This is a genomic window from Megasphaera hominis, assembly GCF_014269395.1.
Lineage (GTDB): Bacteria > Bacillota > Negativicutes > Veillonellales > Megasphaeraceae > Megasphaera > Megasphaera hominis.
Genome location: NZ_JACOGK010000032.1, coordinates 1 through 26620, shown reverse-complemented (window position 1 = coordinate 26620; position 26620 = coordinate 1). Strand labels below are relative to the sequence as shown.

Annotated in this window: 26 protein-coding genes and 1 riboswitch; of the genes, 23 read left to right on the top strand and 3 right to left on the bottom strand. The window is 49.4% G+C overall.

What is annotated here, in order from left to right; genetic code table 11:
- The first annotated feature begins 887 nt into the window (after positions 1 to 887).
- The 8 genes from rsxC to H8J70_RS10105 all read left to right on the top strand — a co-directional run bounded on the left by rsxC (position 888) and on the right by H8J70_RS10105 (position 7624).
- Complete coding sequence (gene rsxC / locus H8J70_RS10140; protein WP_186504128.1) at positions 888 to 2243, top strand: electron transport complex subunit RsxC; 1356 nt, start codon at positions 888 to 890, stop codon at positions 2241 to 2243.
- A gap of 17 nt (positions 2244 to 2260) precedes the next feature.
- Positions 2261 to 3298: an RnfABCDGE type electron transport complex subunit D gene (locus H8J70_RS10135; RefSeq protein WP_186504126.1), complete on the top strand. Its 1038-nt coding sequence runs from the start codon at positions 2261 to 2263 to the stop codon at positions 3296 to 3298.
- 1 nt (position 3299) lies between these two features.
- On the top strand, positions 3300 to 3851 hold the full coding sequence (locus H8J70_RS10130; RefSeq protein ID WP_186504125.1) for an RnfABCDGE type electron transport complex subunit G: 552 nt from the start codon (positions 3300 to 3302) through the stop codon (positions 3849 to 3851).
- Between the two features lie 2 nt (positions 3852 to 3853).
- On the top strand, positions 3854 to 4486 hold the full coding sequence (gene rsxE, locus H8J70_RS10125) for an electron transport complex subunit RsxE (protein ID WP_186504124.1): 633 nt from the start codon (positions 3854 to 3856) through the stop codon (positions 4484 to 4486).
- Entirely contained in the window at positions 4486 to 5061 is a 576-nt protein-coding gene (locus H8J70_RS10120; protein ID WP_186504123.1) for an electron transport complex protein RnfA, read from the top strand. Before rsxE ends, H8J70_RS10120 begins: the two co-directional genes overlap by 1 nt.
- A gap of 28 nt (positions 5062 to 5089) precedes the next feature.
- On the top strand, positions 5090 to 5944 hold the full coding sequence (gene rnfB / locus H8J70_RS10115; protein ID WP_186504118.1) for an RnfABCDGE type electron transport complex subunit B: 855 nt from the start codon (positions 5090 to 5092) through the stop codon (positions 5942 to 5944).
- A gap of 115 nt (positions 5945 to 6059) precedes the next feature.
- On the top strand, positions 6060 to 7004 hold the full coding sequence (locus tag H8J70_RS10110) for an FAD:protein FMN transferase (RefSeq protein WP_186504130.1): 945 nt from the start codon (positions 6060 to 6062) through the stop codon (positions 7002 to 7004).
- A 170-nt stretch (positions 7005 to 7174) separates the two neighbouring features.
- Positions 7175 to 7624: an Lrp/AsnC family transcriptional regulator gene (locus tag H8J70_RS10105; RefSeq protein WP_186504115.1), complete on the top strand. Its 450-nt coding sequence runs from the start codon at positions 7175 to 7177 to the stop codon at positions 7622 to 7624.
- 55 nt (positions 7625 to 7679) lie between these two features.
- On the opposite strand, the gene H8J70_RS10100 is transcribed toward H8J70_RS10105, so the two are convergent.
- Positions 7680 to 8438, bottom strand: a complete 759-nt coding sequence (locus tag H8J70_RS10100; protein ID WP_186504113.1) for an ATP-binding protein — start codon at positions 8436 to 8438, stop codon at positions 7680 to 7682.
- A gap of 143 nt (positions 8439 to 8581) precedes the next feature.
- Here H8J70_RS10100 and H8J70_RS10095 point away from each other — a divergent pair, with 143 nt between their 5' ends.
- Positions 8582 to 9250, top strand: coding sequence for a Crp/Fnr family transcriptional regulator (locus tag H8J70_RS10095; RefSeq protein ID WP_186504111.1), 669 nt, complete (start codon positions 8582 to 8584; stop codon positions 9248 to 9250).
- A gap of 46 nt (positions 9251 to 9296) precedes the next feature.
- On the opposite strand, the gene H8J70_RS10090 is transcribed toward H8J70_RS10095, so the two are convergent.
- Both H8J70_RS10090 and H8J70_RS10085 read right to left on the bottom strand, forming a co-directional pair.
- A complete protein-coding gene (locus H8J70_RS10090) occupies positions 9297 to 10514 on the bottom strand; it encodes a bifunctional 3,4-dihydroxy-2-butanone-4-phosphate synthase/GTP cyclohydrolase II (protein ID WP_186504109.1) in 1218 nt (405 codons plus the stop codon).
- Positions 10515 to 10606: 92 nt separating this feature from the next.
- Positions 10607 to 10722, bottom strand: a riboswitch (FMN riboswitch).
- A gap of 50 nt (positions 10723 to 10772) precedes the next feature.
- The gene (locus tag H8J70_RS10085; protein ID WP_186504107.1) at positions 10773 to 12176 is read right to left on the bottom strand and encodes an FAD-binding oxidoreductase; all 1404 of its coding nucleotides are present in this window, start codon (positions 12174 to 12176) and stop codon (positions 10773 to 10775) included.
- 234 nt (positions 12177 to 12410) lie between these two features.
- Here H8J70_RS10085 and H8J70_RS10080 point away from each other — a divergent pair, with 234 nt between their 5' ends.
- From H8J70_RS10080 to H8J70_RS10015, 14 genes are all read left to right on the top strand, one after another.
- The gene (locus H8J70_RS10080) at positions 12411 to 12737 is read left to right on the top strand and encodes an FtsB family cell division protein (protein WP_186504105.1); all 327 of its coding nucleotides are present in this window, start codon (positions 12411 to 12413) and stop codon (positions 12735 to 12737) included.
- A 126-nt stretch (positions 12738 to 12863) separates the two neighbouring features.
- On the top strand, positions 12864 to 13301 hold the full coding sequence (locus H8J70_RS10075) for a S1 domain-containing RNA-binding protein (protein ID WP_186504103.1): 438 nt from the start codon (positions 12864 to 12866) through the stop codon (positions 13299 to 13301).
- Between the two features lie 118 nt (positions 13302 to 13419).
- Positions 13420 to 14325: a Ppx/GppA phosphatase family protein gene (locus H8J70_RS10070; RefSeq protein ID WP_186504101.1), complete on the top strand. Its 906-nt coding sequence runs from the start codon at positions 13420 to 13422 to the stop codon at positions 14323 to 14325.
- Entirely contained in the window at positions 14322 to 15713 is a 1392-nt protein-coding gene (gene tilS / locus H8J70_RS10065) for a tRNA lysidine(34) synthetase TilS (protein ID WP_186504099.1), read from the top strand. Before H8J70_RS10070 ends, tilS begins: the two co-directional genes overlap by 4 nt.
- Positions 15706 to 16245, top strand: coding sequence for a hypoxanthine phosphoribosyltransferase (gene hpt / locus H8J70_RS10060; RefSeq protein ID WP_186504088.1), 540 nt, complete (start codon positions 15706 to 15708; stop codon positions 16243 to 16245). The genes tilS and hpt overlap by 8 nt, the downstream gene beginning before the upstream one ends.
- Positions 16246 to 16372: 127 nt before the next feature.
- Entirely contained in the window at positions 16373 to 18310 is a 1938-nt protein-coding gene (gene ftsH / locus H8J70_RS10055; protein ID WP_186504086.1) for an ATP-dependent zinc metalloprotease FtsH, read from the top strand.
- Positions 18311 to 18518: 208 nt separating this feature from the next.
- Positions 18519 to 19484 (top strand): biotin--[acetyl-CoA-carboxylase] ligase, encoded by a 966-nt coding sequence (locus tag H8J70_RS10050; RefSeq protein WP_186504084.1) that lies wholly within the window; start codon positions 18519 to 18521, stop codon positions 19482 to 19484.
- A gap of 137 nt (positions 19485 to 19621) precedes the next feature.
- On the top strand, positions 19622 to 20386 hold the full coding sequence (locus H8J70_RS10045) for a type III pantothenate kinase (RefSeq protein WP_186504082.1): 765 nt from the start codon (positions 19622 to 19624) through the stop codon (positions 20384 to 20386).
- Positions 20370 to 21362, top strand: a complete 993-nt coding sequence (gene dusB, locus H8J70_RS10040) for a tRNA dihydrouridine synthase DusB (protein ID WP_186504080.1) — start codon at positions 20370 to 20372, stop codon at positions 21360 to 21362. The genes H8J70_RS10045 and dusB overlap by 17 nt, the downstream gene beginning before the upstream one ends.
- 105 nt (positions 21363 to 21467) lie before the next feature.
- Entirely contained in the window at positions 21468 to 21956 is a 489-nt protein-coding gene (greA, locus tag H8J70_RS10035) for a transcription elongation factor GreA (RefSeq protein WP_186504078.1), read from the top strand.
- A gap of 30 nt (positions 21957 to 21986) precedes the next feature.
- Entirely contained in the window at positions 21987 to 23498 is a 1512-nt protein-coding gene (gene lysS, locus H8J70_RS10030; protein ID WP_186504077.1) for a lysine--tRNA ligase, read from the top strand.
- A 68-nt stretch (positions 23499 to 23566) separates the two neighbouring features.
- Positions 23567 to 24778, top strand: a complete 1212-nt coding sequence (locus tag H8J70_RS10025; protein ID WP_186504129.1) for a hypothetical protein — start codon at positions 23567 to 23569, stop codon at positions 24776 to 24778.
- Between the two features lie 119 nt (positions 24779 to 24897).
- Complete coding sequence (brxF, locus tag H8J70_RS10020; protein WP_186504076.1) at positions 24898 to 25362, top strand: BREX-3 system P-loop-containing protein BrxF; 465 nt, start codon at positions 24898 to 24900, stop codon at positions 25360 to 25362.
- A 186-nt stretch (positions 25363 to 25548) separates the two neighbouring features.
- Positions 25549 to 26379 carry an undecaprenyl-diphosphate phosphatase gene (locus H8J70_RS10015; RefSeq protein WP_186504075.1) on the top strand — a complete coding sequence of 277 codons (831 nt, stop codon included), beginning with the start codon at positions 25549 to 25551 and terminating at the stop codon, positions 26377 to 26379.
- Positions 26380 to 26620 lie beyond the last annotated feature (241 nt).

Here is a 26620-nt window from a genome sequence, read left to right as displayed (position 1 = left end):
GTTCGATTAGAGATTTTCCTGGTTTCCATCGGACATAACCTCTATAAATATCACAATAAAAAACTACGCTTGCAGAAATCCGCATAAACTGTAAAAATACTGCTTTATGGGGAAAGGGGCTTTGCGCCCATTTTTCAAAGGTCATTCTCTAAAAAAGGAAAAAGAGCATGAAAAAAAGGAAGTGGACAAAATGCTTTCGCATTTTGTCACACTCCCTTTTTTTTATGCCGGCGCCAGGCCGGGAGGCATGAATAAGCACTACTTTGTATTATTTTTTCACATAATTAATATGCTATTTTCACATCATCAAAAAACAGATAAACGTATTACGTACGAACATGTATAGAAATAGAATCATGCTCGTAAAACCTAAAGAATAAATAAAGAAAGGCTGAATAATCGGGATAAATCATAAGGTTTCTCCCTGCTTGTGAAGATAAAATACATTCGGCAGACGCATCTCTATATGCCGACCTTGCTATAATTTTCACGTTGAATAATGAAAGAGATAATGATATAATTATGTCGATTGAAAGTGAATGATTGTCGTTGTAACAAGCGGTTTCTACAGGAGGCCGTTTGTCCGTATGACAGCAGGAGTGCCGCGCAATTTGTCTCTATTGGACGACTGGGCGGGGTTTGGACTGCAGAAAACCGGCAGGATGTTATGGATACATTGCTGGCTGCAGGGTCATCAAGCATCATATTTGGATTGCCATAGCCGTGCTTATGCGCTATGGCATCAGCAGCGCACCGAAAACAATCTGTTAAAAAAACTATCGACAGGTTGCAGATTGGTCAGGGGCGTGAAGACTGGCAAGTGCCGTGATTCCAGGTATGCTGCTTATTGTTTTTATTTTTCATTATATCTGATGAGGTGATTTTTGATGTTGAATACCTTTAAAAGAGGTGGGGTCCATCCTGACGATGGGAAGATCTATGCAAAGGATAAAGCCATAGAAACCCCGGCAATACCGGATCAAGTAGTCATCCCGATGAGCCAGCACTTTGGTGCCCCTTGCACACCGACTGTAAAAGTTGGAGATCATGTAAAAAAAGGGCAGCTCATAGGTACGAGTGACGCATTCCTTCATGCCGACATCCATGCGTCTATTTCCGGCGATGTTGTCAAAGTGGCGCCTATGCCGCACAATATGATGGTCACATGCATGTCTGTGGTTATCAAATCGGATGGCAAAGACGAATGGGCTGACGGGATACCGGAAGAACATGACTGGAAACAACTCGATAGCAAGGAAATCATCGAATTGATCAAAAAGGCCGGCGTCGTTGGCTGCGGCGGTGCAACGTTCCCGGCTCATGTAAAATTCACACCGAATAAACCTGTCGATACGTTTATTGTCAATGGGGCAGAATGCGAACCCTATTTGACGTGCGACTACCGGGCTATGGTAGAAGACGAATATGTCAACAAATTAGTAACCGGTGTTCAGATCATCATGAAAGCGCTGGGTGTAAAGCAGGGCTTCATTGGTATTGAAGATAATAAGCCCGAAGCTATCAGCAAGCTGACCGAAGCCTTCAAGGATATTCCTGAAGTAACGGTAAAGGCCTGCAAGACGAAATACCCGCAGGGTGCTGAAAAAATGATGATCGAAGCCATGACCGGCCGTCAGGTTGAACCGGGCGGATTGCCTATGAACGTAGGCTGCGTTGTCAGCAACGTAGGTACGGTTATTGCTGTTACGGATGCCGTTTGCCATGGTATTCCTTTCATTCAGCGTCTGACCACGGTAACCGGCGATTGCATCAAAGAACCGAAAAACCTCGCCCTGCGTATTGGTACTCCTTTCCAGGAAGTTATCGATTACTGCGGTGGTTTCTCGCAGACTCCGGACCGCGTTATTGGCGGTGGCCCCATGATGGGGCTGGCCCAGTACCAGCTGGATGTTCCTATTACGAAAGGCGCTTCTGGTATTCTTGCTTTGTCTCCGGAAAAATGCCAGGTTGGCGAAGAAGAACCTTGTATCCGTTGTGGTCGTTGTGTTGAAGCATGTCCGATGGGCCTTATCCCAAGTCAGCTGAGCATCTTCTCTTCCTGCGCAGCTTGGGATAAATGCATGGAATACGGTGTTATGAACTGCGTAGAATGCGGCAGCTGTGTCTATACCTGCCCGGCTAAACGTAATATCGTACAGTATATCCGTAATGCAAAAGCACAGTGCAAAGCTATTCAGCGTGAAGCCCAGGCAAAGGCCGATGCGCAGAAGGCTAAGAAATAATTGGAAGAAGGGATATCATGAGTCCAGAAGCAAAAGGACAAACTATAGGAAAGGATGCTAAAGACATGCAGGAATTAAAACTTACTGTATCATCTTCACCGCATGTTCGCTGTAACGAAAGCATTCCTAAAATCATGTGGAATGTTGTAGCGGCTCTCGTGCCGGCTGCTGCGTTCGGCGTATATTACTTCGGTATCAACGCTCTTGTAAACATCATCGTCGCCGTCGTATCGGCTGTCGTTTTTGAATTCTTATGGGAAAAAATGATGCACAAGAAGGTTACCATTAAGGATGGCAGTGCTGTCATCACCGGTCTTCTTCTTGCTATGTGCTGCCCGCCGAGCCTGCCTTGGTGGATGAGCATCGTTGGTTCCTTCTTAGCCATCGTCGTCTGTAAACAGTCTATGGGCGGCTTGGGCTATAACCTCTTTAACCCGGCTCACGTTGGCCGTGCCGGCCTGATGGTTTCCTGGCCGGTTGCCATGACGACATGGACCCAGCTCAATGGCCAGGTTATCGATGGCGTTGCCGGTGCTACACCGTTGAACGTATTCAAACACGGTGGCCAGGATGCACTGTTCACTCTCTTTGGTGCCAACGATTGGGGTTCCATTTACCAGAGCATGTTCTTCGGTATGCGCAATGGCTCGATGGGCGAAACCTGCACCGTACTGCTTATCCTCGGCGGCCTGTATCTCATTTGGAGAGGCTATGTAAACTGGCAGGTACCGGTTATCATGATTGCAACTGTAGGTATTCTCATGGCAATCATTTACCAGAGCCCGAACGTCGCTCTCTTTGAAATGATGGCTGGCGGCCTTATTATCGGCGCTTTCTTCATGGCTACAGATATGGTATCGGCTCCTATTACGCTGAAAGGCCAGATGATCTTTGCCTTAGGCTGTGGTCTCATTACCGTATTGATCCGTGTTCTCGGTGGTTATCCGGAAGGCGTTTGCTATTCCATCCTGCTCATGAATACACTGACTCCGCTCATTGACCGTCTGGTTAAACCGCAGGTCTTCGGCGCAGTAAAGGCAAAGGGGGCTAAATAAAATGGCAGACAAAAAAGAAGGCGGCATTTTTAAGATTGCCCTGAACCTTATTCTTACCTGTCTTGTATCCGGCTGTATCATCGGTGCTGTATATTTTGTTACCGGCCCGATTGCCACAGCTAAGGCTGCAGAAATGAAAGAACAATCCATGAAGGAACTCGTACCGCAGGCTGATAAATTCGTTCCTGTCGAAGGCAAAAAGGATACGTACATTGCCGAAAAGGGTGGCCAGAAGGTTGCCTTTATTATCCCGACAGAACCGAAAGGCTATGGCGGACCGATCAAGTTGCTCACAGCTGTTTCTACTGATGGCACTGTATTAGATTATACGGTACTCGAAGCGAACGAAACTCCGGGCCTCGGCGACCGTGGTGCTAAATCCCCCTTTAAAGATCAGTTTAAAGGCAAGAAAGCAGAAAACCTGGAAGTAACGAAGGATGCCGGTGTCAAAGACAAGATTCAGGCTATGACGGGTGCGACCATTTCTTCCCGCGCATTCACCCGCGGTGTAAAAGAAGCTGTTGAAGAAGCAGCAAAGATGGGGGGTAAATAATAATGAATCTTTGGAAAGTATTTAGTAGAGGCATTATTGAAGAAAACCCATACTTCGTATTAGCTTTGAGCTTGTGCCCTGGCCTGGCCGTTACAACCAGTGTTATCAACGGTTTAACAATGGGTCTGACAGTATGGTTCGTTATTACCTCGAACAACGTCGTTGTTTCTATTATCCGTAAGACAATCAACAAAAAGGTACGTGTACCTGTTTACATTACTTGTATTGCTACTATCGTAACGTGTGTACAGCTTTTCCTCCAGGCTTTTGCCCCGGATCTGTACAAAGCTCTTGGCGTATACCTCGACTTGGTCGTCGTATTTGCTATCATCCTGGCCCGCGCTGAATCCGTTGCTTCGAAGAACGGCGTACTCGTTTCCTTCCTCGATGGCATGGGCATGGGCGTCGGCTTTACGATTGCTATGTTTGTCATTTCCTTCGTACGTGAACTTATCGGTAACGGCACGCTCTTCGGCGTTGATGTTTTTGGCCCGAGCTACATGCCAGCCCTGATCCTCGCTTTGCCGCCTGGAGCCTTCATGCTCATCGGTTTCATGATGGCCGGCGTCAAGATGTGGAACCAGTCGCGTGAAAAAGCCAAACAGTTAAAAGCAATGGAAGGGAGTGAAGGATAATGGGCGCATATTTTACGCTGTTTATCGGGGCTGTTCTGATTAACAACTTCGTATTGACCAAGTTCCTGGGCCTGTGTATCTTCTTCGGTGTTTCCAAGAACCTGAACGCATCCATCGGGATGGGCTTTGCCGTAACGTCCGTTATTACTTTAAGTACGATTTTGGCCTGGCTCGTTTATAACTTTGTCTTAGTTCCCTTGGGACTGACATTCTTACGTACGATTACCTTCGTTGTTTTGATTGCCAGCTTTGTACAGCTGCTCGAAATCATCATCAAGAAAGAATCGCCGACATTGTATAACATGTGGGGGATTTACCTCATGCTGATCGCAACGAACTGTATCGTATTGTCCGTACCTGTTATCAGTGTTACCAACGATTATAACTTCGTTCAGAATATCGTATTTGCCGTTGGTTCCGGCTTAGGCTTTGCTTTGGCCTTGATCCTCATGGCAAGCTGCCGTGAAAAATTGGACTATGCAGATGTACCTGATGCACTGAAAGGCACACCTATTGCCTTCGTCGTAGCCGGTATGCTCTCGCTTGCTTTCCTCGGCTTCTCCGGTATGATTTAACTAACGCAAAGGAGTTGGAAAACCTATTATGAATTATGCGTTCATAGCCATCATGGCCGTTGTTATCATGACTTGCGTAGGTATCGTGTTTGGTTTCGTCCTCGCATTGGCTGATAAGAAATTTGCCATGGAAGAAAATCCGCTCATTGGCGAAGTAAAAGAAGCATTACCGCAAGGTCAGTGCGGTGCATGTGGTTTCGCCGGTTGTGCCAAATATGCAGAAGCAGTTGTTCTTGACCCGGATGTTCCGCCTAACCTTTGCGTTCCTGGCAAAGCGGAAGTTGCTGCTGTTGTTGCTAAATTGACGGGTAAAGTAGCAGAAGCTACAGAACCTAAGTATGCTCACATCAAATGCCGTGGCGGTAATGGGATTGCCAAAATGGCCTTTGAATACAAGGGCGTTCATGACTGTGCTGCTGCCAAATTGGTACAGCAGGGTCCGAAAACGTGTAAGTTTGGCTGTCTCGGTTTTGGCAACTGCGTCCGTGCCTGCCCGTTCAATGCTATGAGCATGGGCCCGAATGGTCTTCCCGTTGTCGACCGTAAGATGTGCACAGGCTGCGGCAAATGTGCCAATACCTGCCCGAACCATGTTATCGAATTGCTGCCTATGAGTGCAAAGGTCAGCGTAAGCTGCAGCTCCAAAGACTTTGGTGCTGTTGCCATGAAGAACTGCAAAGCCCTTTGCATCGGTTGCGGTTCCTGCATGAGAAACTGTTCCTTGAAGGAAGAAGAAGGCGTAAAAGTTGTCGACCATCTCGCTATTGTCAATCAGGACGTATGTCATCACTGCACGAACGCTACGTGTCTGACTAAGTGCCCGACCGGCGCTATTGGCGAAATGCTCAAAGGTGTCTTCAAGAAAGAAGAAAACGTAGGTTAATATGGATCTGAAACGCTATGCCCGCTATATAAGTGTGGCTGCGCTCTTGATCGTACTCAGCTGCTCCGGATGCGCCCTGCATTCGGAGCAGTCTTACGATAAGAGTGCCATTGCCATGGATACGACTGTGCAGCTGCGCGCAGAAGGGAAAGAAGCGAAGGAGGCTGTGGAAGAAGGCCTCACGCGCATACAGGAAATAGATAAGTTGGCCAGTGCCCAAAATCCGGACAGTGATGTAAGCCGCATCAATGCGGCCGCCGGACACGAGTATGTACAGGTTGACCCGGGCATCTATGAAATGATTGCCCTTTCTAAGGAGTATTCCGTCAAGACGAACGGTGCCTGGGACATTACCGTAGGGGTGATTACGAATCTGTGGGATATTGGCAACGACGGCCAGCACATTCCGAGCGACGCGGAAATTGCAGCTGCCCTGGAGAAGGTCAATTACAAGGATATTCTCCTGCGGCCGGAAGATCACAGTGTCATGCTGGCTAAGGAAGGCATGTCCATCGATCTCGGCGGCATTGCCAAAGGCTACGCAGTCGACGAAATACGTAAGATATACGAGGCCCATCACATTGAAAGCGGCCTCATCAATATGGGGGCCAGCTCCATGTATGCTGTCGGCAAGACCAGCAAGGGCAAGCCTTGGAATATCGGTATCCGCCATCCGCGTAATGACGATGCTAATACGTATTTAGGGATTATTGCGATCGAAAACCAAGCCCTAGGTACGTCAGGGGATTACGAACGGTATTTCATCCAGGATGGTGTACGCTACCATCATATTTTCGATCCCCGTACGGGACGGCCGTCGCGTTCCGGTGTCATGAGCGACTCTGTCGTCATCGATGGCAGTGTGCCACACGCCGGTATGCTGAGTGATATGTTTACGACGATCATTTTTGTTTTGGGGCCGGAAAAAGGAATGGACTTCCTCAACGGCCAGGCTGGTATTGAAGGGGAAATCACCGGTGAGGACAATACCCTTTATATGACATCTGGATTTAAAAAACACTTTTCTGATATGAATAGCGATTTTCATCTGGCACAATAAACTCTTTTTAAGAACAATATGATCTAATCCCTGCTGTGTAGCTGAATAAAAATAAAGGAATTCAATAAAATCTAAATTATATATTTACATTTCCTTTAGAATGTAAGATAATATACCTATACATTAAGTAGAAGAATGCACAATTTAAATTGTAAGGGGATGTTACCTGAATGGATCATATTGATGAAAAGATACTGACTATCTTAAAAAGAAACGGCAAGGCCTCAGCGACGGAAATCAGCCGTGTTGTAGGCCTCTCTATACCGGCAGTATCAGAACGTATCCGCAAGATGGAACACAGCGGCATTATTGAAGGCTACGGTGCAAAGATCAGCCGTCGTAAGACCGGCTACAATGTAACCGCCTTTATTATGGTCAACTTAGAACGGTCCGGTGATGTAGAGGAATTCCGTCAAAAAATTGTCGAGTTTCAGCAGGTGCTGGAGTGTCATCATGTAGTAGGTGCTTTTGATTATCTTCTGAAAGTACTCGTAAAGACGCCAGACGATTTGGAACACTTCTTAATGGATGAATTGAATGAAATCCCCACGGTGGCTTCATCTCAAACGTTTATGTGTCTTTCTACACTGAAAGAAGAATGGAATGTAGAAATACCGTAAGGTAAAATAAAAAAGACGAACCGGTATTTCGGTTCGTCTTTTTAACATATTCGTATCAGGCATCGAGGATCTTGCCATCGAGAGAAATGGTAACGACCTGCCAGGGAATGAACTTGCCGCTGTTCTGCAGGGCTTTTTTGCCGGCCATTTCCAGGCCGCCACAGCAAGGCACTTCCATGCGGACAATGGTGACATCTTTGATATTGTTGCTCTTGATGATTTCCGTTAATTTTTCGGAATAGTCGACACTATCCAATTTTGGGCAGCCTACGAGAGTGATCCGGTTGCGGATGAAATCGTCGTGGAAACGCGCATAGGAATAGGCTGTACAGTCTGCTGCAATAAGGAGACGGGCACCATCGAAGTACGGCGCGTGGACCGGTACGAGCTTGATCTGGACAGGCCACTGTTGCAGCTGGGATACGCTGGCACCCGGAGCTGCTGTTGCTGCTGCCGGTGCTTCGTGCTGCAATGTGCGCATATTGCTGCCGGGGCAACCGCCAGCCGGGGCTGCCGGTTGGTGGAGTACGCGGGAGCGGCTGCCGGGACAGCCACCGGCCGGTGCTTTAAGTCCCCGTTCTTTCATGTGCACGGCTACGGCATCGGCATCATAGGCTGCTGCTTCGCGTTCTTCAAAGGTAATGGCTCCTGTAGGGCAATGAGGCAGGCAGTCGCCCAGGCCATCGCAATAGTCGTCACGCAATAATTGGGCTTTGCCGTTTACCATGCCAATGGCACCTTCGTGGCAGGCTTTGGCGCAAAGGCCGCAACCGTTACATTTTTCTTGATCAATATGGATAATTTTCCGTTTCATCGTACATCCTCCCTCTCAGACGCAATACTCATAATCAGGCTTGGTTCTTTTATATTACAGGCCGTACCTGTTTCTGTTGATGTAGTAAGTATAGTATGAAACGACGTAATTTGCTGTTGTACAAACAACAACGAGGTGAAACAATGGAAAAATATGTACAAGTATTACAAAAAACAGCGCTTTTCCAAGATATAGAACCGGGAGATATCGTGCAAATGCTGCGGGATATGGGCAGTCACCGCCATAGCTATGAAAAAGGGAGCTTTGTCTTTTATGCAGGCGATGAAGTGAATTCCATCGGTATCGTCCTCAGTGGGACGGTCCACATTGTGCAGGAAGACTATTGGGGAAACCGCAATATCCTGACGGCCGTTTCAGCCGGGGAAATGTTTGCCGAAGCCTTTGCCTGTCTGCGCGGCGTCCGTTCAGCCGTCGATGTAGTCGTCATGGAAAAGTGTGAAATCCTTTTTATCGACATTAACCGGATTTTGCAGGCCGGCGTGGCCTTTACGAAAGCACAGGAAGCCTTTGCTGCCAATCTCCTCGGCGTGCTGGCCGGTAAGAACATGATCCTTACCAAGAAAATCCGCTATATGTCCCAGCGTTCTACGCGCAAGAAACTGATGGTCTATCTTTCCGACGAAGCTAAAAAACGTGGCAAAGATACATTTTCTATCAATTTTAACCGGCAGCAGCTGGCTGATTTCCTTTCTGTAGACCGGTCGGCTATGTCCGCAGAGCTGAGCCGCATGAAACGAGACGGGCTCATCGATTATAATCGTGAATGGTTTACCTTATTAAGTGAAGAGTAACGAAAATGCTAAAAGGCTGCCCGAGGGCAGCCTTTTTTGTTTATGCTTATTTTAAGTGGGGAAGAATATGTCCCATTTTATTTTTCTTTGTTTCGAGATAGAATTCATCGAACTTTTGCGGCGCCATTTCGATCGGCACGCGTTCGACGATTTCTACGCCAAAGCCTTCGAGGCCATAAATCTTCAAGGGATTGTTGGTGAGCAGCCGCAATTCCCGGGCACCCAGGTCCTGGAGAATTTGAGCGCCAATCCAATATTCGCGCAAATCCGGCGCAAAGCCCAGCTTTTCGTTGGCTTCTACCGTATCGTAGCCTTGTTCCTGTAAGGCATAGGCCTTCAGTTTATTGATCAGGCCGATACCGCGGCCTTCCTGCCGCATATAGAGGAGAATACCGCGGCCTTCTTTATTGATCTGCGTCAAGGCTGCAGCTAACTGTTCACCGCAATCACACCGGCACGAGCCGAAGACGTCGCCCGTCAGGCATTCGGAATGGACGCGGCAGAGAATATTTTTGCCGTCGCCAATATCCCCTTTGACGAGTGCTACGTGGTGTTCGCCCGTAAGATCGTTGATAAAGCCGTAAATCTTAAATTCGCCGAACTTAGTCGGCATGGCAGCGGCAGCTTCGCGGATGACATGCTTGTCGTGACGGCGGCAGTAATTCTGTAAGTCATGGATCGTAATGAATTTCAGGTGATGTGTTTCCGCCAGTTTCCATAGGCCTTCGGCATGCATGATTTCACCGCGGTCGTCCAGAATTTCGCAGCAGACGCCGACCTGCTTCAAACCGGCCAGACGCAGGAGATCGAGCGTCGCTTCTGTATGTCCATTTCTCCGCAGTACGCCGCCTTTGACGCCAACGAGGGGGAAGAGATGGCCCGGGCGGTTAAAGCTCGTCGGCGTAGCTTCATCTGACGCGGCCAGGCGGATTGTACGGGCCCGGTCTTCTGCCGTAATGCCCGTTTCGACGTCGGCAGCATCGATAGAAATAGTGAAGGCTGTGTGATTGTTATTCTTATTATCACTAACCATCTGCGGCAGGCCCAATTTATATACGTATTCCTGGCTGACAGGCAGGCAGATCAGGCCCTTGGCATTGGTGAGCATAAAGTTGATATTTTCGGGTGTGCAGAACTGGGCAGCGCAGACAAAGTTGCCTTCGTCTTCCCGTTCGGGATCGTCTGCAACGATGACAATCTGGCCAGCCTGCAGTGCCTCGATAGCTTCTTCGATGGTATTGTGCTTCTTTTCGTTTGTATCCATGTACAGAACCTCCTACATATATAAAAGCCCTGATCACCATAGGTGTTCAGGGCTTTCCAGTAACAAAGATCACGACAGGCAAAACGCTGCCGGATATCTTCATTCATCCAGACTGTACTGTCGGTTTTGGAATTGCACCAAATCGTACACTTGCGTGTTCGCGGACTTTACCGCCGGTCGGGGATTACACCCTGCCCTTGAAGATTACTTTATTATACCTGTAAATGGGCGTGAAGTAAAGGGGATGGTCCGTCTGTTTTACTCTACATCGAAAATTTTACCGGGATTGAGGATGTTATTCGGGTCCAAGGCTTTTTTGACGGCGCGCATCATTTCCAGTTCATCCGGGTTAGTGAATTCTTCCATCAGGACCTTTCGCTTGCTGCCAATACCGTGTTCGCCTGACAGGCGGCCGCCGAGCTTGTAGATTAAGGTGTACAGCTCCTGCTGGTTGGCGTCTACGTGTTCCTGCCATGCTTCGTACGTCAGGTCCGGGTTTTTTAGGATATTGAGGTGGATGTTGCCATCGCCGGCATGGCTGGCAATGCGCGTAATAAGATTGTATTTTTTGGCAAGGGCCAAAATGGCATCGATGAGCTGCGGTTCCTGATCGACGGGTACGACGACATCTTCCTTGCAGACAATCAGGCTTTCCGCCCGGACGGCTTCAGCAAAGGCCTTGCGGGCCTGCCAGATGCGGGCCGAATCGGCGACGAGAACGGACGAGGCACCGTTTGCCGTGCAGATTTCGTCCAAGAGGACGGCTTTGTCGTCCATGTCGTCTTCACTGGTACCCTCTACTTCGACGATGAGATAATTACCGCTGTCGCTGTCCTGTAAGGTTTCGTGCAGGTATTTCTCTACAGATTTAATGGTAATATTGTCCATAAATTCGACGCACGTCGGCGTAATACCGGCTTTAATGATCTGGGTTACGACGCCGATGGCCTGTTCCGTACTGGGGAAGATGGCCAGCAGGTCCAGCTTATGCTGAGGCTTTGGCAGGAGCTTCAGCGTGGCCTGTGTAATAATCCCCAGGGTGCCTTCCGAGCCGATGATCAGCTGGTCCAGGCAATAGCCTGTAGACTGCTTCTGTAAGCGCGCGCCCAGGCGGACGATTTTCCCTGTAGGGTTGACGACTTCTACGGCATAGACCTGGTTACGTGTCGTGCCGTATTTGACAGCCCGGTTGCCACCGGCGTTGGTGGCAATATTGCCGCCAATGAAACAGGAATCACCGCTGCAGGGGTCACCGGCATAAAAAAGCCCCTTGGCTTCTACTTCCTTTTGCAAGTCAGCCGTGCGAACGCCCGGTTCTACTACAGCGTAGAGGGCAGCTTCGTTGATTTCCAGGATGCGGTTCATTTTTTCCAGGGAGAGGACGACACCACCGTAGATCGGGACGGCGCCACAGGCCAGTCCCGTGCCGGCGCCACGGGGAACGACGGGAAAATGATATTCGTTAGCCAGGCCGATGACGGCAGCTGCCTGGTCTGCCGTTTCCACGAAAACGACGGCTTCCGGCAGATGATGGTACGCCGGATCGGTGACTTCATCGTGGCTGTAGGGCTCCATCCGTTCCGGATCGGTGAGCACATTTTTAGGCCCTGCAATCCGGACCAATTGGGCGAGTATATCAGGGGTAAGTGGTGAATAAGGCATGAATATTCCTCCTCAGACTAGCAGAATTTGGCAAAACACCGTATAGGCCTTATTATAAGAGAGAAACGGGGGATTTGAAAGGGGCATACGCAAACCTGTCTCAAAAAAAGCCCGGCCAGGTGAAGTTTTTGTTGTGACGGCAGAGAAATAACCCAAAGAGGCCTTTATCTTACGATAAAATAAAGGTATACTATGGGTTAGGTCTTACTTTTTCAAAGGAGTTGAGCGTACGTAGTGAAACGAACAAAGCAACAGCGTCCCGTTCCGCAGGGCAGGCGAAGAAAAAGCCGCCGCAAGAAAAAGGCGCGCTGGTCTGCGTACACCCGACTTGTTGTGGTACTGCTCATTGCAGGTACGGTGTTTCTCAGCATTAAGCTCTATGAGCTCTGGGAAATACGTCAGGATATGCAGATAACCATCCGGCAGGAACAGGAATTGACAGAAGAAAATCAACGCCTTCATAACCAAAAGGACCTTTTGGAATCACCGGCAGAAATTATGCGCCAGGCCCGGGAGCAGTTCGGCATGGCCCGTCCGGGAGAAATACCTTACCGTCCTTAAAAATATAACAGTAAATTATCAGATGGCGTATAAATTTCGATTGAATTTTTCAAAGTTTGTTAGTATAATGATTATAAACGTTTTTTTGTAACGCGTACTCATATTAAAGGAGGATATGGTATCAGCATGGCAATCGAAGTAGGCAGCGTGTTGGAAGGGACTGTCACAGGAATCACTAAGTTTGGGGCATTCGTTGAACTTCCAGATAAAAAGGTGGGCCTGGTCCACATTTCAGAAGTAGCTAACGAATATGTCAAAGATGTACATGATTTCCTAAAAGTTCAGGATAAGGTAAACGTCAAGATCTTATCTATCGATGAAAAAGGAAAAATAGGCCTGTCTATCAAACGGACACAGCCGGCTCCGGAAAAGAAGGAGTTTCACCCCAAGCATGAATTCCACCACCACAACAATAACGTTGACGTAAGCCGTCGCTCTTCAGCACCCGTTTCGTTTGAAGACCGGCTTAGCAAGTTTATGAAAGAAAGTGACGAACGTCTCATGGATTTGAAACGCAATACAGAATCCAAGCGAGGCGGCCGTGGCGCCCGGCATGCTGATTAATTTCGTATCCTGGGAAGTATGAAGGCGAAAGAGTATTCCGAGATGGAATGCTCTTTTTATTTCTTTTCCAGACAGCGTTTTCCGTTCTCCACGCAGGTCATGAGTTGAAGGAGCAGTTATGGAACAAGATAGATTTGCAGTCGTAGATATTGGCTCTAATTCTTTGCGCCTCTTGCAAGGTACGTGTGATGAAAAGGGGCACTGGCAGTTTTTACCAAAAGAGCTGGCCACGACACGGCTGGGATACGACATTGAAAATACAGGCCGCCTTTCGCCGGCAGGCATGGAAGATTCCTTTGCCGCCATGGCGGCATGGAAAGAGAAAATCGGCACGATCCCCGTGTGTGCTGTTGCAACCAGCGCCGTACGGGAAGCCAAAGACGGGCAGGCCTTTTTGGCTGAAGTGCGCGCCCGCTTTGGCTGGCGCTGTCGCGCTGTGACCGGTCTTGAAGAAGCAGCCTACAGCTTTCGCGGTGCTGCTGCCGCTGCCGGTGATAAACTGGCTGCGGTGATTGACATTGGCGGCGGCAGTACGGAATTTGCCTTAGGCCGCAACGGCCAGGCGGCGTGGTCGCACAGCTATCCCTTTGGCGCTGTGCGCTCCGGTGGCAAGACACAGACCTTTGAGGAATGTGTAGCCCAGCAGGAAGAATGCCTGCCAGAATGGCTGCCCTTGCCGGTACAGCCGGAAATCGTCATCGGTGTCGGTGGTACGCTCACCTCCCTGGCGGCTATGGAATTACAGCTCGATCCGTACGATCCTGAACAGGTAGAAGGCTGTGTCATACCGGCCGAACGGATTACGTACTGGATTGATACGCTGACGGCCATGACAGCAGAAGAACGACGGCACGTAAAGGGCTTGCAGCCCCGCCGCAGTGATATTATCGTTGCCGGACTGGTCATTGCCCATTCGTGTCTGACGGCGTATAATATACCGTCCCTTACGATTAGTGAACAGGACCTCCTGGAAGGTGTATTCTATAGCGGTGCCTTTCAGGATGCCGCCTGGTTCAACCGATGAATGCGGAAGCGGCAGGCATCCTGCGGCGCGTCGAGGCCTTTGTCCGGACACACAGGCTTTTTACCAGGGGCGATACGCTGGTCATTGCCTGTTCCGGCGGACCGGATTCCCTGACACTTCTGGATATGCTGTCCCGCTTCAAAGACGACTATGACCTCACGCTCATCGCCGTCTATGTCCATCACGGCATCCGGCGGGCGGCCGATAGGGAAGTAGCCATGGTAGAGCAGGAAGCTAAACGGCGCCAATGCCTGTTTGTCAGCCGCTACATCGATGTTCCTAAACTGGCTGCCGCAACAGGCCGGTCTGTAGAGACGGCAGGGCGGGAAGCACGCTATGCCATCTTTAAGGAAATTGCCGTGGCAGCCAAGGCACAGGCTATAGCCGTGGCACATCAGCAAAATGACCAGGCTGAGACGGTCCTGCAGCATCTTCTGCGGGGCAGCGGGCTGGCCGGTCTCGCTGGCATGCGCCCGAAGAGCGGCCCCATCATCAGGCCACTACTGGCCCTGACGCGTGCTGACGTAGAACGCTACGTCAGCCTCGTGGGACTTACGCCTTGTGAGGATGAAACGAATAGCCAGCTGCTCTATCAGCGGAATCGCATCCGCTTAGAGCTCCTGCCTTATTTAACACAATATAACCCGGCTATCCTGGCTGACCTGAACCGCTTGTCAGACATTGCCCGGGCCGATGAGGACTGCCTGGAGCTTTTGGCAGGACGCCTGTATGAAGCTGAGGTCAAGCTCCTAAAACGAGGCAGGGCCCTGAGCCGTGCTGTTATCACTGCCCAGCCTGTAGCGTTGCAGCGGCGCCTGATCCGCCGTCTCTTCCAGGAAACACGGGGCAGCAGCCGGGATATTTCCTTTGCCTATACGGAACGAATCCGGGAGCTGCTCGATAAACCGGCAGGCCACGCATTTGAAGGGCAGGGCCTGCGCGTCTATACGACGGCTCAGGATTTATGTTTTATCATAGCTGCCCGCGGTGTAAAGCCTGTGGCAGCTGCCGTACCCGCCCCTGTGGTCATCGGAGGTCCGGGGACCTATCGCTTTGGCCGGGCTGTAGTGCACGTGCGTTATAGCAGCGTAGCGCCCCAAGAGACGAGTCACTGTCTGGTGCGTGACGGCCATGCCTGTAAGGGACCGTTGGTTCTGCGTGGCCGCCAGGCCGGGGATACCATTGCCTTGCCAGGCGGTACAAAAAGCCTGAAAAAATATTTAAATGAACGGCAGGTGCCGCCGGAAAAACGGGCGGCCTGGCCTCTTCTTTGCCAGGGCCATCAGGTGCTTTGGCTTTGTGGTCTGGAAGCGTCCCTTACGGCAGCGCCCCAGGCTGCTACTGCAGCTTTTATTATTTTTGAATTTCAGGAGGAAGATCATGCATAACGATGTAAAGACCATCATGTTTACAGAAGCACAGATTAAACAGCGAGTACAGGAATTGGGAGCGCAAATCAGCCGCGATTATGCCGGTAAAAATATCTTGCTTTGCGGTATTCTGAAAGGGGCCGTTATGTTTTATACGGATTTGGCCCGCTCTATTGATGGCCCTGTAGAATTTGACTTCATGGTATGCTCCAGCTATGGCTCTTCTACAACGTCGTCGGGCTTTGTCAAAATCCGCAAGGACCTCGACAGCGATGTGCAGGGCCGGGATATCCTGATTATAGAAGACATTATCGATACGGGCGTTACGCTCAGCAAGTTGAAACCGCTCCTGTTGGAACGGGGCGCTAATTCGGTTAAGATTGCAACGCTCCTGAGCAAACCTTCGCGCCGTAAAGTCGATGTTCCCGTCGATTATAACGGTTTTGAAATACCCGATGCCTTTGTCGTCGGTTACGGACTGGATTACAACAGCCGCTACCGCAACCTCCCTTATATTGGCGTATTGAAAGAAGAAGTGTACAATCACTAGAATTGTTGATGCTTTCCTTGTTGTTGCTTTCCTTAAAGTATGATAATATAAGGGTGTATTGGTATGTTTGCCAGTTTTCCCTCGACTGGGCAGCATAAGTTAGAACATATGCGAAAGGAGCAATATTTTGAGTAAATTTGTGAGGAATGTAAGCTTATACTTACTTCTTATTATCGTTGCCGTCTCTATCATAGATGCCTTTACGACCAATAAGTCAGATAAGTCCGAAATTACGTATACGAATTTCATGAATCAGGTCCAGCAAAAGAAGGTAGATACCATTCAGCTTACGGATGACCATGCTATCGTCGGCCAGCTAAAGGATGGCACGTCTTTCACCTCGTATGCTCCGACAGATCCAGCCTTGATGCCGGCTTTGCGTGATGCCGATGTGACCATTATCGCTAAGCCGCCTGAACAGCCTTCCATGTGGATGAGCATGCTCACGAACGTACTGCCGATCCTGATCCTGATCGGTGCCTGGTTCTTTATTATGCAGCAGACCCAGGGCGGCGGTGGCCGGGTTATGAATTTCGGCAAGAGCCATGCAAAAATGCATGGGGAAGGAAAGATAAAGGTTTCCTTTAAGGATGTTGCCGGTGAAGATGAAGCAAAAGAAGAATTGTCAGAAATTGTTGAGTTTCTCCGCAATCCGAGTAAATACAATAACATCGGTGCCAAGATACCAAAAGGCGTATTGCTCTTTGGCCCTCCGGGGACTGGTAAAACCTTGCTGGCCCGTGCCGTAGCCGGTGAAGCCGGCGTGCCCTTCTTTAGCATTAGCGGCTCGGACTTCGTAGAAATGTTTGTCGGCGTCGGCGCTTCCCGTGTGCGTGACCTCTTTGCCCAGGCGAAGAAGAATGCGCCGTGTATTGTCTTTATCGATGAAATTGATGCAGTAGGCCGTCAGCGTGGTGCCGGTCTTGGCGGTGGCCATGATGAACGGGAACAGACGCTGAACCAGCTGCTCGTTGAAATGGACGGCTTTGGTGCCAATGAAGGCATCATTACCATTGCCGCAACGAACCGTCCGGATATTCTCGACCCGGCGCTCTTGCGTCCCGGCCGTTTTGACCGTCAGATCACTGTCGATCGTCCGGATCTGCGCGGCCGTATTGCCATTCTTAAGGTTCATGCCAAAGGCAAGCCTTTAGGCAAGGATGTTGATTTGGAAACGATTGCCAAGAAGACGCCGGGCTTTACCGGTGCCGATTTGGGTAACCTTCTGAATGAAGCTGCCCTCTTGGCTGCCCGTGCGGATAAGCGGGTTATCAATATGGCCGAAATGGAAGAAGCCAGTGAAAAGGTATGCTTTGGTCCGGAACGACGCAGCCATGTCATTAGCGACAAGGAAAAGCGTCTGACCGCTGTCCATGAATCGGGGCACGCTCTGGTAGCCTATCTCTTACCTGATGCCGATCCGGTTCATAAAGTAACGATTATTCCCCGTGGCCGTGCCGGCGGCTATACGATGATGCTGCCGGAAGAAGACCGTTCTTATGAAACGCGGTCGTACTACCTGGCACAAATCCGTGTCGCGCTCGGTGGCCGGGCGGCAGAACAGATCGTCTTCAACGAAATCAGCAGTGGCGCTTCCGGCGATTTGCAGAGCGTTACGCGTATTGTCCGTCAGATGATCACCCGTCTGGGCATGAGCAGCAAGCTTGGCCCTCTGGTCTTTGGTGAACAGCAGGAACAGGTTTTCCTCGGTAAAAATCTCGGTCATGAACGCAATTATGGTGAACGCGTTGCAGAAATGATCGATAAGGAAATGCATGATATTGTTTCTGAAGCCTATGCCGATACACTGCGTATGCTGCGGGAACACATGACGTCCCTGCAGAGCATGGCCAACGCGCTGATGGAAGTAGAAACCATCAATAGCGATCAGGTTAAAAATCTCGTCGAATACGGTACGCTTACAGCACCGGCAGCAGAAGAACCGGCTGTTGAAGCAGACCCTGGCGCAGGTGATGGCCAGCCAGCCGAGCCCAAAGAAGAAACGAAGGACCATGTAGAAGTGAGCCCTTGGGGCAATGCCATTCCTGAAACAAAAGGTGAATAACTAGCAGAAGAACTACAGCTTAGCTGTAGTTCTTTTTTTTAGAACGCCTTACTATATAAAGTAAAAACACAGGAACGATTACCATTCTTTATAGTATTGACAGTGATTTTTATTATGCTACAATTATTTCATCAGGATTTGTTATTACATTAAAGAATAGGCATGTGTGTGTAAGAGCGTTCGCACAGCGGAAGAGGAGATACGCGTAATGAGAAAAGATATACTGGAGTATTTATTGGCCCATAAGGGGAAGTATGTTTCCGGTCAAATGCTGTCGGATACCTTGGGCGTTTCCCGTACGGCCGTTTGGAAGAATGTCAGTATACTGAGAGAACAGGGGTATGTCATAGAATCGACGACTAAAAAAGGCTACTGCCTGAAAAGCGCGCCGGAGCTGTTACAGCCGGAAATGATCAGTAAAAAACTGTCCACCACCTGCCTGGGCCATCCGATCATCTATTTAGAAAAAACGAAATCGACGAACCTCGTGGCCAAGAAGAAAGCGAATGAAGGCGCTCCGGAAGGAACCTTGGTCCTGTCAGAAGAACAAAGCAGTGGCCGTGGCCGTTTAAATCGCTTTTTTCTCTCTCCCTATGCCAAGGGCCTGTGGTTTTCCCTGGTCTTACGGCCTACGTTCCTGCCGATGGAAGTTTCAAAGATCACCTTGTTAGCGGCCGTTGCCGTGACGAAGGTGCTGCGCAAATACAAGGTGGAATGCGGCATTAAATGGCCCAATGACATCCTCGTAAACGGACGCAAGCTCGTCGGCATTTTGACGGAACTGAATGCGTCGATGGAAAAAATTAATTATCTCATTATGGGCATCGGTATTAATACAGGGATTACCCAGAAAAACCTGCCTGATGAATTAAAAGATACGGTTACCAGCCTGGCTATGGAACACGTCCGCTTTAAACGGAATAAGCTCCTCTGTGATGTACTGGTGCAGCTGGAACGCTACTATTTTCTGGCAGAAAAGGTGGGCTTTGACCCGATTCTCGATGAATGGAAAACTCTCTCCTGTACGTTAGGCGAAGAGGTAGAAGTCATTATGCCGGATCGCACCTTTTCCGGCACGGCTATCAACATCGATCACGATGGCAATCTGATCGTACAGACCTCGTATGGGCTGGAACGCGTATTAGCCGGCGATGTACGCGTGCGTAACGTCTAAATTCTCCATCTTTTGTGGCAAACTACTGTTTTTTTGCAGTAAACTCTGCTATCATATAGAAAGTGTTATTTTTCAGGACTGTACTGCTCAGGTGTACGGGTACAGTCTCAGTTCACTTTGCAGAGGTGGGTAAATCCATGTTACTAGTTATCGATGTGGGCAACACGAATATCGTACTCGGCATTTTTGATGGCAAAACGCTGGTAGACCATTGGCGTATTTCCACAGACCGCCTGCGTACGACGGATGAATACGGCGTGTTGATCCGCAACCTGTTTTTGATGAATCACGCTGATGCTGATTGCATAGATGCCATAATCATTTCGTCTGTTGTGCCACCGGTCATGCCGACGTTGGAACGCATGTGTCAGCGGTATTTTAATTTATCTCCCCTGGTCATCGGCCCGGGTGTGAAAACCGGGATGGACATCAAGTATGACAATCCCCGTGAGGTGGGGGCAGACCGCATAGTCAATGCCGTAGCAGCCTATGAATTATACGGCGGCCCCGTTATTATTATCGATTTTGGCACGGCTACTACCTTTTGTGCTGTCGACAAAAAAGGAAATTATCTCGGCGGCTCTATCTGCCCGGGCATTGGTATTTCAACTGATGCACTCGTACAACGTACGGCAAAATTGCCACGTATTGAAGTCTGCCGGACCGATAAGGTTATTTGCCGGAATACTGTCGAAAGTATGCAGGCCGGTGTGTATTATGGCTTCGTCGGCCAGGTTGATGGAATTGTAAGCCGTATGCGCAAGGAACTGGGCTGCAAGGCCCGGGTTGTCGCGACAGGCGGACTGGCAGTCATCATTGCACCGGAAACGTCGTCTATCGACCTGGTAGAACCGATGCTGACGCTGGAAGGATTGAGAATTATTTATGAACGTAACCGCTAAGCCTCTGGTTATCGGTTCAGTACGGCTGGCTGCGCCTGTCGTACTGGCTCCGATGGCAGGCGTTTGCGATGCCCCATACCGTGTCATTGCCCATGGCTATGGCGCGGCTTTGGTATGTACAGAAATGGTCAGTGATAAGGGCCTGCTGTATAATAACGTGCATACAGAAGAGATGCTCCATATCGAGCCGGGGGAACATCCCGTTTCCATGCAGATTTTTGGTTCTGAGCCGGAAACGATGGCTAAGGCGGCAGCACGCGTGGAAGCCGCCGGCGCCGATATCGTAGATATCAATATGGGCTGCCCTGTGAAAAAGGTCGTTTCCAACGGAGAAGGCTCAGCCTTGATGCGGGATTTGCCCAGGGCGGAAGCGATTATCCGTGCTGTCGTACACGCCGTTTCCATTCCTGTAACCGTTAAAATGCGGACCGGCTGGAATGAAGCAGAATTTACAGCACCGGAACTGGCCAAACGGGCAGAAGCAGCGGGCGCTGCAGCTGTAGCCGTTCACGGCCGGACACGGGAACAATTTTACAGCGGTCACGCTGACTGGTCTAAAATCGCCGCTGTCGTCCAGGCCGTATCCATTCCGGTCATCGGCAATGGCGATATTGCAGACGGCCCGTCAGCAGGCCGCATGCTGGCCGAAACCGGCTGCAGCGGCGTTATGATAGGCCGCGGTGCCCAAGGCAATCCCTGGGTTTTCCGGGAGGTCACACGCTACCTGCAGGATGGTACTATCCTGCCGCCACCGTCAGCTGCTGAAAAGTACCGCCAGCTGCTGGCTCATTTCCAGGCTCTCGTGGCCTATAAAGGGGCATACACGGGCCTTAGGGAAATGCGCTCCCACGCCTCGTGGTACACGAAGGGCCTGCCCGGCTCGGCGGCACTGCGGGAACGGCTGAACCGTGCGGAAAGCGTAGCAGCCTTTGTGGCGATCGTCGAAGCACAACTGGAACAGGCCGTGGACCGTTGACAGGCTCTTTAGATGTGCATATAATAAAAGTTACGGTTAAATTAACCATACGTGCCGGCCTGTTCCGGCATACTGCACAGTATTTCAAGGAGAAGGAGTAATACTATGGCTAACGAAACGCTGATTACGCAGGAAGGCCTGCAGAAATTAAAAGAAGAATTAAACGAACTGAAATCGGTCCGCCGTATTAAAGTTTCCAAACGTATTCAGGAAGCAATCGCCTTAGGTGACTTGAGCGAAAACTCTGAATATGATGATGCAAAAAACGAACAGGCTTTGGTAGAAGGCCATATTGCCGAATTGGAAGCCAAAATCCGTACGGCTAAAATTATCGAAGAAACAAGCGATAATACAGCCAAAGTACGCTTAGGCTCCCGGGTTATCCTGGAAGATGTAGAAACAGGCGACCGTTTTGATTATACTGTTGTCGGTACTGCCGAAGCGGATCCGTTCAACAACCGTATTTCCAATGAATCCCCTGTAGGTTCGGCTATTCTTGGGAAAAACATCAACGCCGCTAATCCTGTTATCGTAACGGTAAAAGCACCGGTAGGCGATTTGAAATACCGGATTTTACCGCCCGATGCAGAATAAGCAGAGATTACAGGAGGAGAGAAGAGAAAGATGGCTGATACAAAGCAGAATGCTGCGCCCATGGAAATGGAAGAAGAAAAATTAAATGACCAAATGAAGGTACGCCGCGAAAAAATGCAGCAGTTTATCGATGCCGGCGTCTATCCGTTTGGACAGAAATTTGACTGGGATCACCATACCCAGGAAATTAAAGATCAGGCAGAAACACTGGAAAAAGAAGAAACCTTTGTCCGCATTGCCGGCCGTCTGATGGCTATCCGCCGTCACGGTAAAACGGCGTTCTGCGTATTGCGTGACATTACCGGCGAAATTCAGCTGTATTTCCGTAAGGACGTCTTAGGCGAAGAATCATATGATCTCTTTAAGCTGCTCGACATTGGTGACATTGTCGGCGTAGAAGGCCCGGTCTTTACGACACATACCGGTGAAACGACAGTACGCGTAGAAAAGTGGACACTGCTTTCCAAGTCCCTGCGTCCGTTGCCGGAAAAATTCCATGGCCTGACCGATAAAGAAACGCGTTACCGCCAGCGCTATTTGGATCTTATCGTCCATCCGGAAGTACAGGATACGTTTATTAAACGGTCTAAGATCGTCAAGGGTATCCGGAAGTACCTGGACGATCGGGGCTTTTTGGAAGTAGAAACGCCGATGCTGCACAATATTGCCGGTGGCGCTGCAGCCCGTCCGTTCAAAACCCATCATAATGCCCTCGATATGGACATTTACCTCCGTATCGCACCGGAATTACATTTGAAACGCCTCCTTGTCGGCGGCCTCGAACGGGTGTATGAAATGAACCGCTGCTTCCGTAACGAAGGGATCGACACGCGTCATAACCCGGAATTTACGACGGTAGAATTATACCAGGCGTACGGTGATTTGGAAGACGTCATTTTCATCACAGAAGATCTCGTTTCCAAGCTGGCTCAAATGCTGTACGGCACGATGAAGATCACCTATATCGATAAGGAAATTGATCTCACACCGCCGTGGGACCGTATGACTATGATTGAAGCGGTAAAGAAATTTACCGGTGAAGACTTCAGCAACGTCACGACCATTGAAGAAGCCCGGGCGATTGCCGATAAACTCCACGTAGAATATACGGAACACAGCGGTATTGGCAAGATCATCAATGGCTGCTTTGAAGATTACGTAGAAGAAAACCTCATTCAGCCGACGATCATTACGGGACATCCGCTGGAAATCTCGCCACTTACCAAACAGGACCGTGATAATCCGCTCCTTACGTATCGTTTCGAAGGCTTTATTTATGGCCGCGAACTGGCTAATGGCTTCTCGGAATTAAATGATCCGATCGATCAGCGTGAACGTTTCGTGCAACAGATGAAAGAACGTGCCTTAGGGGATGACGAAGCTCATCAGATGGATGAAGATTATTGCCGCGCTCTGGAATACGGCCTGCCGCCGACTGGTGGTCTGGGTATTGGTATTGACCGTCTGGTCATGTTCCTTACTAATAGTGCGTCTATCCGCGATGTCCTGCTCTTCCCGTTGAGCCGTCCGGAACAGAAATAAGTATACAAAACACCCTTTGACTCGTTTCGGAGGGTGTTTTTTCAACATCTCCGAAAGGAGGGAAGATGATGAACCACCCGAAAAAATTATGTCTTCTCCTGGCGCTTTTTTGTTGCACTGCCGTAGGGACAGCCGCAGCAGCCATGCCAGCCTCCGGTGAAGCCGGCCTGACTGCTGAAGCGCCGCTCTTTGTACCGTCGGCAGCCGGCAAGGAGGCGGTATCAGCCAAAAAAGATAATGCGGCAGCAGGAGATGCGAAGGAAAATAAAAAGGGCAAGGATACGATGCTGGTCAAACCGGCGGCTGTCGTGACCGATGATACCCTGGCCCTGCATAGGCTGACAGAGCGGGATTTTACTTTTAACGGTATGCGTGCCGGTGATTCCCTGCAAAAGGTGAAAGCTATTTTTGGCAGTCCGACGAAATACGCCCAAAGCGATCATTACACGGAACTGAAGTATGACCGCACTGATTTACGCATGCGTGTACGTCTGCGTAATGAACCGGCAGATTTTCTCAAAGAAGCGGCAGAAGGTCGTAAAGCCGTCCAGCCTGGTGTGGAATCGGTGACCCTGGCTTCCGGCGACGCTGTCTATATCGGACCGGGCATCCACTTAGGCCATCCGGCAGAACTGCTCGTACGCAAATACGGGGCACCCTTAAACGTACTGCGTGATGCCGACGCCAATGTCTATTATTTTGTTTATGAAAATCCTAGCAAGGATCATATCCTCATCTTCGCTATTGGTGAGCGCAAGGTTGCCCGTGTGGCTTTAATACCGCCGCGGCCACCGTACGTAACCGACCAGAGTGAAACCCAGATCAATGGCCGTTCAGCCCGGGATTTCACCCTCGTAGGCTATGGCGTCAATGAGCCGTTTGTGCCGAATAAGTATAATATGTGGACGAATATGGTTAAGCGGGGTACGAGCCACTTTTGGCTTTACGGCTCGTATGGGCTGGAAGTAGACCGCCATAATATGGTCAAAAAGGTGTTTTTGCTGAATAACAGCAGCTTTACCGGCCGTGGTGCTACCCTGGGCTACCGCGTATCGACACTGCTGGCGCTATATGGGCAGCCTGACCGGATTGAAAAAGGGCCGGCAGGAGAAGAATATGTCGACGCCTATTACTACGACAGTCCTTTCCAAAAGGGCGTGTCCCTCGTATTCATCAACAAGCATGCTACGGACTATATTGACGATGTCTTGCTCATTAGTGAACCGATTAAAAATATACAGGATCCCATGGAACGCTATGGCTTGAAAGATGAGGAATGACAACGCTGCATAAGGCCTTGTTATAAGCAATAAAAAATAAATTGGGAAAAAGCCTTTACTTACAAGGTGTAATTCCAGTATAATAAATATAAACAATAATGCAGATGAAGGTGATACTCATGGTTACAGATGCAGATGTTTTGAAAAGGTGGAAGTACATTGCACAGGATGATGAAAAGCTTCTCATCATTATTGGCGGCCCTGGTTCCGGTAAGAGTAAGTTGATTCGTGAACTGACCTACCAGGACGGCTGGAAAATTTGTGAAGCAAAGGATCTTTTCGATGATGAATTCCTCGAAATTCCTCGTGCAGATCGCCCGGAAAAGGCAATTTCCCTTATTTCCGAAGCCATTCACCGGTTAAACGCCCGGGTTGTCATGATTGATAATGTTGGCTTCCTCTTTGCGCCGATCTTGAATTTGGATCCTGTCGAAATGCTTAGAAAGCTGAGCCGCGAATGCCCGATTATCGTCAGCTGGCGTGGTCACGTCGAAGGTGACACGCTTTATTTCGAACATAAAGGGGATCCGAAATACGCGAAGTTCAAGATTGAAAATCCTGATCACGTCATTTCGCTTGACTAACGTGTATATTACTCAAAAAAACTGCTGCTGCGACAGCAGTTTTTTTGTTGCTCCTCTAGAGAAGTTTACCTTTATTTAAAAGTTAGAAACTTTTTTTCTTAGACATTGTGTGATATAATTTTCCGTATGCTTGTAAAGGCGGCGGCTGCCGCCGTACCGACATCATTTACAAAAGGAGCGTATACGATGAACGATTATATGATTGCCGTCATCCTCGGCGTTGTCGAAGGGCTTACGGAATATCTGCCTGTGTCTTCTACAGGCCATATGATACTGGTAGGGGACTGGCTGGGCTTTGACGGGCCGCAGGCCAGTGTATTTGAAGTATTCATCCAGCTGGGGGCTATTCTTTCTGTATTAATTATTTACAAGGCCAAGTTTATCCGCATGCTGAAGCAGTACCGCTGCTGGAACCTCTTGCGTAAGGAAAACTGGTACCGCCGTGACACAGGGCTGACACTGGCTCATGTAGCCGCCGGGATCGTTCCGGTCATGGGTATCGGCTATTTGGCCCATCACGCCATTAAGACTTATCTGTTTTCTCCCTTTACGGTCATTATCGGCCTCGTCGTAGGCGGCCTCTTCATGCTGGCTGCAGAAAAGGCGAAAATGCGGGTCATCTGCAAGGATGTAGAAAAAATGACTATTATGCAGGCACTTCTCGTCGGGGCTTTCCAGATTCTGGCCTTATGGCCAGGCTTCTCCCGCTCCGGTTCGACCATTGCCGGCGGCCTCTTTCTGGGCCTGAGCCGTAAAGCAGCGGCAGATTTTTCCTTTATTATCGCTGTGCCGGTCATGATTGTCGCCTGCTTTTACGACCTTTTAAAGAGTCTGTCCATGCTGGGAAGCGGCGATTTGGCCATGATTGCCATCGGCTTTGTGACCGCGTTTATCGTCGCCTATATTTCCGTGCTCTGGTTCCTGAAATTCCTGAATAAGTCGACGCTGGCCTCCTTTGCGTACTATCGTTTTGTCGTCGCCTTTGTGTCGTTCCTCCATTTCTTTGTTTTGAACTGAAACAGAACGGGTGCAATAGAAAAAAGGGAGTGTGACAAAATGCGAAAGCATTTTGTCCACTTCCTTTTTTTCATGCTCTTTTTCCTTTTTTAGAGAATGACCTTTGAAAAATGGGCGCAAAGCCCCTTTCCCCATAAAGCAGTATTTTTACAGTTTATGCGGATTTCTGCAAGCGTAGTTTTTTATTGTGATATTTATAGAGGTTATGTCCGATGGAAACCAGGAAAATCTCTAATCGAAC

What these genes read in the sequence shown, in the direction of transcription:
- rsxC (WP_186504128.1), top strand. Translation starts at nt 888, where the DNA reads ATGTTGAATACCTTTAAAAGAGGTGGGGTCCATCCTGACGATGGGAAG.
- H8J70_RS10135 (WP_186504126.1), top strand. Translation starts at nt 2,261, where the DNA reads ATGAGTCCAGAAGCAAAAGGACAAACTATAGGAAAGGATGCTAAAGAC.
- H8J70_RS10130 (WP_186504125.1), top strand. Translation starts at nt 3,300, where the DNA reads ATGGCAGACAAAAAAGAAGGCGGCATTTTTAAGATTGCCCTGAACCTT.
- rsxE (WP_186504124.1), top strand. Translation starts at nt 3,854, where the DNA reads ATGAATCTTTGGAAAGTATTTAGTAGAGGCATTATTGAAGAAAACCCA.
- H8J70_RS10120 (WP_186504123.1), top strand. Translation starts at nt 4,486, where the DNA reads ATGGGCGCATATTTTACGCTGTTTATCGGGGCTGTTCTGATTAACAAC.
- rnfB (WP_186504118.1), top strand. Translation starts at nt 5,090, where the DNA reads ATGAATTATGCGTTCATAGCCATCATGGCCGTTGTTATCATGACTTGC.
- H8J70_RS10110 (WP_186504130.1), top strand. Translation starts at nt 6,060, where the DNA reads ATGGATACGACTGTGCAGCTGCGCGCAGAAGGGAAAGAAGCGAAGGAG.
- H8J70_RS10105 (WP_186504115.1), top strand. Translation starts at nt 7,175, where the DNA reads ATGGATCATATTGATGAAAAGATACTGACTATCTTAAAAAGAAACGGC.
- H8J70_RS10100 (WP_186504113.1), bottom strand. Translation starts at nt 8,438, where the DNA reads ATGAAACGGAAAATTATCCATATTGATCAAGAAAAATGTAACGGTTGC.
- H8J70_RS10095 (WP_186504111.1), top strand. Translation starts at nt 8,582, where the DNA reads ATGGAAAAATATGTACAAGTATTACAAAAAACAGCGCTTTTCCAAGAT.
- H8J70_RS10090 (WP_186504109.1), bottom strand. Translation starts at nt 10,514, where the DNA reads ATGGATACAAACGAAAAGAAGCACAATACCATCGAAGAAGCTATCGAG.
- H8J70_RS10085 (WP_186504107.1), bottom strand. Translation starts at nt 12,176, where the DNA reads ATGCCTTATTCACCACTTACCCCTGATATACTCGCCCAATTGGTCCGG.
- H8J70_RS10075 (WP_186504103.1), top strand. Translation starts at nt 12,864, where the DNA reads ATGGCAATCGAAGTAGGCAGCGTGTTGGAAGGGACTGTCACAGGAATC.
- H8J70_RS10070 (WP_186504101.1), top strand. Translation starts at nt 13,420, where the DNA reads ATGGAACAAGATAGATTTGCAGTCGTAGATATTGGCTCTAATTCTTTG.
- tilS (WP_186504099.1), top strand. Translation starts at nt 14,322, where the DNA reads ATGAATGCGGAAGCGGCAGGCATCCTGCGGCGCGTCGAGGCCTTTGTC.
- hpt (WP_186504088.1), top strand. Translation starts at nt 15,706, where the DNA reads ATGCATAACGATGTAAAGACCATCATGTTTACAGAAGCACAGATTAAA.
- H8J70_RS10050 (WP_186504084.1), top strand. Translation starts at nt 18,519, where the DNA reads ATGAGAAAAGATATACTGGAGTATTTATTGGCCCATAAGGGGAAGTAT.
- H8J70_RS10045 (WP_186504082.1), top strand. Translation starts at nt 19,622, where the DNA reads ATGTTACTAGTTATCGATGTGGGCAACACGAATATCGTACTCGGCATT.
- dusB (WP_186504080.1), top strand. Translation starts at nt 20,370, where the DNA reads ATGAACGTAACCGCTAAGCCTCTGGTTATCGGTTCAGTACGGCTGGCT.
- greA (WP_186504078.1), top strand. Translation starts at nt 21,468, where the DNA reads ATGGCTAACGAAACGCTGATTACGCAGGAAGGCCTGCAGAAATTAAAA.
- lysS (WP_186504077.1), top strand. Translation starts at nt 21,987, where the DNA reads ATGGCTGATACAAAGCAGAATGCTGCGCCCATGGAAATGGAAGAAGAA.
- H8J70_RS10025 (WP_186504129.1), top strand. Translation starts at nt 23,567, where the DNA reads ATGAACCACCCGAAAAAATTATGTCTTCTCCTGGCGCTTTTTTGTTGC.
- brxF (WP_186504076.1), top strand. Translation starts at nt 24,898, where the DNA reads ATGGTTACAGATGCAGATGTTTTGAAAAGGTGGAAGTACATTGCACAG.
- H8J70_RS10015 (WP_186504075.1), top strand. Translation starts at nt 25,549, where the DNA reads ATGAACGATTATATGATTGCCGTCATCCTCGGCGTTGTCGAAGGGCTT.